This is a genomic window from Syntrophothermus sp. (assembly GCF_013314835.1).
Lineage (GTDB): Bacteria > Bacillota > Syntrophomonadia > Syntrophomonadales > Syntrophothermaceae > Syntrophothermus > Syntrophothermus lipocalidus.
Genome location: NZ_JABUEX010000008.1, coordinates 63,794 through 70,998 on the forward strand (window position 1 = coordinate 63,794; position 7,205 = coordinate 70,998).

The 7,205-nt window shown below is 54.2% G+C and carries 8 protein-coding genes; 5 read left to right on the forward strand and 3 right to left on the reverse strand.

Annotation, left to right across the window (positions count from 1 at the left end; all coding sequences use genetic code 11):
- Positions 1–159: 159 nt before the first annotated feature.
- The 5 genes from ftsY to HPY90_RS04300 are packed head-to-tail and all read left to right on the forward strand — an operon-like array spanning position 160 to position 4,945.
- Entirely contained in the window at positions 160–1,044 is an 885-nt protein-coding gene (gene ftsY / locus HPY90_RS04280) for a signal recognition particle-docking protein FtsY (protein ID WP_041433480.1), read from the forward strand.
- A 28-nt stretch (positions 1,045–1,072) separates the two neighbouring features.
- Positions 1,073–1,879 carry an S-methyl-5'-thioadenosine phosphorylase gene (mtnP, locus tag HPY90_RS04285; RefSeq protein ID WP_502707187.1) on the forward strand — a complete coding sequence of 269 codons (807 nt, stop codon included), beginning with the start codon at positions 1,073–1,075 and terminating at the stop codon, positions 1,877–1,879.
- Positions 1,880–1,881: 2 nt separating this feature from the next.
- Positions 1,882–2,910: an S-methyl-5-thioribose-1-phosphate isomerase gene (gene mtnA / locus HPY90_RS04290; RefSeq protein WP_287191587.1), complete on the forward strand. Its 1,029-nt coding sequence runs from the start codon at positions 1,882–1,884 to the stop codon at positions 2,908–2,910.
- Between the two features lie 15 nt (positions 2,911–2,925).
- Positions 2,926–3,597, forward strand: a complete 672-nt coding sequence (locus tag HPY90_RS04295; protein ID WP_013175455.1) for a class II aldolase/adducin family protein — start codon at positions 2,926–2,928, stop codon at positions 3,595–3,597.
- 16 nt (positions 3,598–3,613) lie between these two features.
- Complete coding sequence (locus HPY90_RS04300; RefSeq protein ID WP_502707188.1) at positions 3,614–4,945, forward strand: amidohydrolase; 1,332 nt, start codon at positions 3,614–3,616, stop codon at positions 4,943–4,945.
- Between the two features lie 18 nt (positions 4,946–4,963).
- Here HPY90_RS04300 and HPY90_RS04305 read toward each other — a convergent pair whose 3' ends face one another.
- The 3 genes from HPY90_RS04305 to HPY90_RS04315 form a co-directional block, all read right to left on the reverse strand.
- The gene (locus HPY90_RS04305) at positions 4,964–6,073 is read right to left on the reverse strand and encodes a PRK06851 family protein (protein ID WP_287191594.1); all 1,110 of its coding nucleotides are present in this window, start codon (positions 6,071–6,073) and stop codon (positions 4,964–4,966) included.
- A 449-nt stretch (positions 6,074–6,522) separates the two neighbouring features.
- Positions 6,523–6,723, reverse strand: coding sequence for a recombinase family protein (locus HPY90_RS04310; RefSeq protein WP_353733635.1), 201 nt, complete (start codon positions 6,721–6,723; stop codon positions 6,523–6,525).
- A complete protein-coding gene (locus tag HPY90_RS04315; protein ID WP_287191597.1) occupies positions 6,720–6,893 on the reverse strand; it encodes a hypothetical protein in 174 nt (57 codons plus the stop codon). Before HPY90_RS04315 ends, HPY90_RS04310 begins: the two co-directional genes overlap by 4 nt.
- Between the last annotated feature and the right edge of the window lie 312 nt (positions 6,894–7,205).

Here is a 7,205-nt window from a genome sequence, read left to right on the forward strand (position 1 = left end):
GCGCCAGAAGAGGAATTGACGGCGCGCGGGGAACACACGGGGGAAAACCTGCCAGCAGAGACGGCAAACGGGAGTGAGTCGCCTTTCGAGGCTTCAAATGTTGGACCCCAACCGGCGGAGCCGGTTAAGGAGGGTTTTTTTGCCCGTCTAAAAAAAAGCCTGGCTAAGACCCGCCAGAACATCACGGAAAAGGTCGAGCGGCTCATCAAGACCTCTCGCCGTATCGACGACGAGTTTTTCGAGGAATTGGAAGAGATACTTATTCAAGCCGACGTGGGAGTAAGTACGGCCATGGAACTGATCGATAACCTGCGGCGGGCTGTAAAACAGAAGAAGATTACCGAGGTGGACGAGGTTAGAGGCCTTATCAAGCAAGAAGTGGTCTCTATAATGGAGGGAAGCGATGCCCCGTTGAACAAGGCCCCAGAAGGACCAACAGTCATTATGGTGGTCGGGGTAAACGGGGTGGGCAAAACCACTACTATCGGCAAGCTGGCCTACCGCTTTAAACGCGAAGGTAAGAAGGTCATTATCGCTGCTGCCGATACCTTTCGCGCGGCTGCTATCGACCAGCTGCAGATTTGGGCTGAACGAGTGGGGGCTGACCTCATAAAACACCAAGAGGGAGCCGACCCGGGGGCTGTGGTTTTCGACGCGGTCAACGCGGCTCAGGCCAGAAGGGCCGATGTGCTCATCGTGGACACGGCCGGAAGATTGCATACCAAGACCAACCTTATGGAAGAGATAGCCAAGGTCAAAAGGGTTATCCAACGTACTTATGCGGACGCCCCGCATGAGGTGTTGCTGGTGCTGGATGCTACGACCGGGCAGAACGCTATCAGCCAGGCCAACCTGTTCAAACAAGTAACCGGAGTAACCGGCATTGTCCTGACCAAGCTGGATGGGACCGCTAAGGGAGGAATTGTCATCGCGATAGCCAAGGAGCTTGATATTCCAGTCAAGCTGGTTGGGATAGGAGAGGGTTTGGAAGACCTGAGGGATTTTTCAGCAGAAGAGTTTGCAGAGGCCCTGTTTTCAGATTAAGGGGGTTGAAGAAAAAGGGAGGGGTATTGTGCCAAGAATAGCAGTAATCGGTGGTACAGGAGTGTATGATCCGGGGATACTGGATAATGTTACAGAAAAGACGGTTGATACCCGCTTTGGTCTGGCTCGCGTGGCTGTAGGTTCGTACCGCGGGCAGGAAGTGGCATTTTTGGCCCGGCACGGGGCGGGACATTCGTTGCCACCCCATCTCATCAACTACCGGGCCAATATAGAGGCTTTGCGCGCTCTGGGTGTGCAGCGGGTTGTGGCTACAGCCGCGGTCGGTTCACTTAATCCTCTAATGAGACCCGGAGATTTCGTCCTTGTGGATCAGTTTTTGGACTTTACTAAACAGCGCTCGGCCACGTTTTACGAAGGGGGAGAAGAGGGGGTAGTCCACTGCGACATGACTCACCCTTACTGTCCCCACCTGCGTGAGGTCCTGTACAGGATTGGTACTGACATCGGTTTGAAACTGCATCGCGAAGGGATCTACGTTTGCACCGAAGGTCCCCGTTTCGAGACCGCGGCGGAGATCAGGATGTTCAGAATGCTGGGCGGGGACGTGGTCGGAATGACCAGTGTTCCCGAGTGCGTACTGGCGAGGGAAGCGGGTATGTGTTACGCTACGGTAGCCATGGTCACAAACATGGCTGCTGGTATTGGCGCTGACCGGCTCACTCACTCCGAGGTTCTTGAGGTCATGGCGGCTAATGTTTCGAAGCTGAGCCGGCTTTTGATGGAATCTCTGGAATTCATCGATGTCACAGCGGAATGCGAATGCGGCGGTATACACCAAGAGATAGAGAGACTACGCGAGAGAAAGAAGGGGTAGGGGTGAAAACTGTTTATTGGCAAGAGGGAGTCTTGTATCTGCTGGACCAAACGGCTTTGCCGGGCACGGTTCGGTACCAGGCATGCCGGGAGGCCGAGGAAGTGGCTCAAGCCATTCGGGATTTGGTGGTGAGGGGAGCCCCTTTGATTGGGGTGACTGCTGCCTACGGAGTTGCCCTGGCTGCCTGGGGATTTGACGGCCCAGAGCCTGATTTTGACCGGCGCATGCAGGAGGTTTTCGATTTGCTGGCCAGCACCCGCCCCACGGCGGTGAACCTGTTTTGGGCCCTGAACCGGATGAAAAAGGTATATACCGAACACAGGGCCCAGGGGCGGGAACAGGTGGCAGTGGCTCTCTTGCAGGAGGCGGAAGAAATGTTTGCCGAAGACGTGGCTACCAACCAGGCCATGGGCGACTTTGGGGAAAAGCTGTTTGCTCCACGGGTGACGCTTCTGACCGTGTGTAACGCCGGAAGTCTGGCTACCTGCGGCTACGGTACGGCTTTAGGGGTCATACGTTCTTGCCACCGCGAGGGCAAACTCGCTATGGTATATGCCTGCGAAACCAGGCCCGTTCTGCAGGGAGCTCGCTTAACCGTGTGGGAGCTGTGCCAAGATGGTATTCCTGTTACCCTGATCACCGACAACATGGCCGGGACCTTGATGCAGCAAAGCAAAGTAGACGGGGTGGTAGTAGGGGCGGACCGGATAGCGGCCAACGGTGATACAGCCAATAAGATCGGGACATACATGTTGGCGGTTTTGGCCCATTACCACGGCCTGCCTTTCTATGTGGCTGCTCCGATGTCTACCATCGATTTTTCGCTGTCTTCTGGGAAAGAAATACCGATCGAGAACCGGGATCCGGATGAGGTTCGAAAGGTGATGGGAACTCCTATTACGGTTCCCGATGTGCCGGTGTTTAACCCCGCTTTCGATGTTACTCCCAACCGCCTAATTTCCGGAATCATAACCGAAAAAGGCGTGGCTTTACCGCCTTTCGATTCGAGCCTGGCTGCTCTTCGAGGGTGAAAGGGGGGAATAGCGGTGGAATCGTATCACAAAGCATGCCGCGAAGTGGTGATGGTTGCCCAGGCCATGTATGAGCAAGGCCTGGTTGTGGGCACTTGGGGTAATGTCAGCACTTGCCTGCCGGGTAGGGAAGAAGTGGTGATCACTCCCAGCGGTATGGATTATACCAAGTTAACCCCTGAGGACATGGTTGTCATCGACATGGAGGGTAGGAAGATCCACGGAAAATGGAAACCGTCAGTGGAGGTTCCGCTCCACCTCGCTGTCTACCGGGCTCGTCTGGATGTCTGGGGGGTGGTTCACGTTCACAGCATAGCAGCATCGGCTTTTGCAGTGGCAAGAATGGCGATACCGGCGGCTTTGGAGGAGACAGCCCAGCTCATAGGCGGGGAAATTGAAGTGGCGGAATACCAGCCTCCGGGGACGAGGCGTTTGGCCCGGGCTGCGGTAGAAGCTTTGGGACAAAAGAACGCCGTTCTTCTCGCTAACCACGGTCTGGTAGGAGTTGGGGCTGATGTAGACAGGGCCCTTAAGGCCTGCTTGGTTGCCGAAAAGACCGCTCAGGTTACCATATACGCCCGGATGCTCGGACAGGTGAACTTCCTATCGCCCGAAGAAGTGCGGGTCTTGGCTGAAGGTTTCAAACATTACGGGCAGGTCAAAGGAGACGGGAATGCACGGAAATAGGGAGATGGTAGGCGAAATGACAGGTAAGCATCCGGTAAACAAAAACCGGCGAGTGCTCGTTACGAATGTAAAGATACTGCCCATGACCGGGCCGCATGACTTTATCCCGGAAGGTTTTCTAGTGATCGAAGGACAGCATATCCGCGAGGTAGGTAGCGGCAAGCCTTCGCTAGTCCGGGAAAATGGACAAATCATCGACGGTAAAGGCAAGCTGGTCATGCCCGGTTTTGTAAACGCCCACACTCACGCGGCCATGACACTGATGCGGGGTTACGCCGATGATTTGCCACTGATGGAATGGCTCCAAAACAAGATCGAGCCTTTCGAGTGTAACCTGACCGGGCAAGACGTCTACTGGGGAACCATGCTGGGCATCGCGGAGATGATAAAATCTGGAACGACCACTTTTGCCGATATGTACATATTCATGGATGATGTAGCCCGGGCAGTTGAGGAAACCGGGATACGGGCCGTACTATGCCGGGGAATGAACGGCGTCGGCCCCAATGCCGAAAAAGCCTTGCGAGAAAGCAGGGATCTCGCCTCTAAATGGCAAGGGAAGGCTGACGGGCGCCTAAAGATAATGCTGGGCCCGCACGCACCTTACACCTGTCCCCCTCCTTACCTGCGAAGGGTTATGGACCTGGCCTCGGAACTAGGGCTTGACATCCACACCCATCTTTCCGAGACCATGGCTGAGGTAGAAACCATCAAAAAAGAATACGGCAAGACTCCGGTAGCCATGTTTGCCGAGGCAGGCCTGTTTGACCACAGGGTGGTTGCAGCCCATTGCGTGCACCTGACCGATGAGGACATCGAGACCCTCGCTAAGAACAAGGTAGGAGTTGTGCACAACCCTCAAAGCAATATGAAACTGGGTAGCGGGATAGCGAGGGTTACCGAACTCATGGCGGCCGGGGTAACGGTAGCTCTGGGAACCGACGGTGCCGCCAGCAACAATAACCTCGACATGTTCGAAGAGGCCAGAACAGCGGCTCTGCTACAAAAGGCCCGTAAGATGGACCCGAGGGTCATTACGGCTTACCAGGCTTTGGAGATGGCCACGGTGAACGGGGCCCGGGTTTTAGGTCTGGATCAGGAAATAGGATGTATAAAGCCCGGGATGAAGGCAGATATAATCCTAATAGACATAGACCAGCCTCATTTCCATCCCCCGCACAACCTGGTAGCTCACCTGGCATACTCCGCTCAGGCCTCGGACGTAGACACGGTCATCATCGACGGCAAGGTGGTCATGCAAAATCGCCAGCTACTGACCCTAAACGAGCGAACGGTCCTAGAAGAGGCCGGCCGAGTTGCTCTCAGGCTAGTCGAAGGCGGCCTGTAAAGGTATTTACCGATGCTTTTACAGGTAGCGGAGGATCATCTGCTTCAGCTCTTCTCTTTTGGCCTCCAGTTCATCGATATTCATCGCCGGGGTGTAGTAGCTTTCGAGCCGGTCGTGAACGGTTTTAGCCTGCTTTAGGTGGTTCACGGCTGTAGCCAGGCAGCAAGCGAACCGTTTCTGGCAATCCGCAATATCAGCCTGAAAAGGGGATAAGCTCGAAAGCTCCACGATTTCATCCAGGTGCATACTCCGGATATCCCGGTGGTCAGGCCAGAAAAGCTCGGCTCGAGTCAGCCACGGCGTTTCGTCGACCACCGCCATCCTTATTTCAGGGAAAATCAGGGCTTGAATACGGTCTGGAACAAACGGATGATGGTAGCATTCGTGAGCCAGGCCGGTGCACTCTCCGACGGTCTTCAAGACCCCCAGCAGTTTATCTGTTCCTGTCCCCGGGCTTCCCTTAAGAAGGTACGTCCGAAAGTCGGGGTTCACCAGTGAAGTGATATAGTTGACTAGCCCTTCCGGGGTTATGGCTGCAGCGAAAAGATGGCGGCAGCGCCGGCGAGCCAAAGGCTTTGACGGTTTTTCTGCTGCGTTAACCAATTTTTTGATCAAATGGTTAGCGAGTTCCTGCCAAGCCCGCTTGTCGAGCGCTTCTTCATAGTAAGAAGCCCATTCGTCATAGATAACCTTGGCTTCGCGCAGGCGGTTGTACGCCAGGGCGAAATACCGGCTATTTAAAGAGGTGGCGGCGATTATTTCTTCGCGGTTTCCCTGCAGGTGTTCCTTATCCCAGAAGTCGCCGAGATTCACGATCTCATCGACGGCCCCGGGGAAGCGGGGATCCACCACATGTGGTGCGGTACCGTCGACGACCGCGATATCGTAGTCCGGCAGTGCGATGGCGTCCAGGGATTCGTTGTCAGATGAACACCAGTGAAACTCCACACGATAACCCAGGTCGATAAACTCTTCGCCTAGTTTCTTCATCAGGGTCGACTTACCAACTCCCGGGCCCCCTTTCAAGACCAGTTTCAACCGGGCCTGGTTCGGCACGATGAACTCGTAGAAGGAATGAAACCCGTTGCAGGTGTTGCCTCCTGGAAACAAATGTCGAATTCGCGTCACAACCTCCTACCTCCGTTCTCGGTTTGTGCTTCTAATAGATATGTTGGCTCTGTTGGTGCCAGAACTAGACATACCTGATCCTGGGCAGGGAAAACTAGGGAAAAGGCGGCGAGACAAAAAACCCTTCACCTTACTAGTGAAGGGTCTGGTCTGAACTTCAGCCGGGTGACCATGGATGGTCACGAATACCTCATAAACTACCGTTCCTGCGAAGCGGCCAAGAAGATACTTCGCGTTTTCAGGATCAAGAACCAGCCCAACATTCAATCGGCGGGCGATTTCTCCATTTGAAAATTAACTCTGAAAAAAGTAGTGGCAAAAATGATGTTTGTGAAATGTGTAACACTGATTTTACGCCGGGTCTACAGATTAAACTGATAAACTCAGGGGCTACGCTGCACAACAAACGGCTGGTATCTAAGCACATAAGCCAGCGGATGCCGCCGCCTTTAAGCTTTTCCAGCGCCGCCACCAGGGCGGGGCGCTCTAAGATTGAGCCCGGGACCCCCTTCGTCTGCAAATTCTGTTATTTCAGTTGCGCCTAATTTCCGGGCCCTGGTCCTGCATTCCTCCCGCTGCGCCGCAATTGAATAGCCTCGTTCGGCCTGTTCCTCAGTAGACACTCGTAAATGTATCAGTGCGGCGCTCACCTTCCCTGACCGTCCTGCAGATTCGGAATATTTGGGCGTGTTTGCTGCAATTTCCTGATAGATTCAGGAAGGCGACAGAGAACAAAGCAAATCGCTTCCCGGTAGGCTTGTTCATGTTCCGCCTGGGAGCCGCTGCGGGTTATGATCACCTCAAATTCCTGCTTTGCCATGGCCCCGACCTCTTTCATTAATTCAAATTATCCTGGGGGCGTCTATGGACGACCCTGGAGAAATAATTAGCATTTCTAAGAAAACGAAGGAAGCGCGAGCTATGGTTGAGATCAGGACGTTCCTTGTGGTACAATTTTACAGATAGTACTGTTGTCTCTATACAGGACGTTTATGGAGGTGAAGGTGTTGCTAACCCCTGAAGTGAATGCGGACGAACTGAATTTGCCGGCAGAGGTAGCGCGAAAACTGAAAGGTAAGCGAGTAACCATCGTGGAGGTGCGCGAGGGATTTCTTCTCAAACCTGTGGAAGA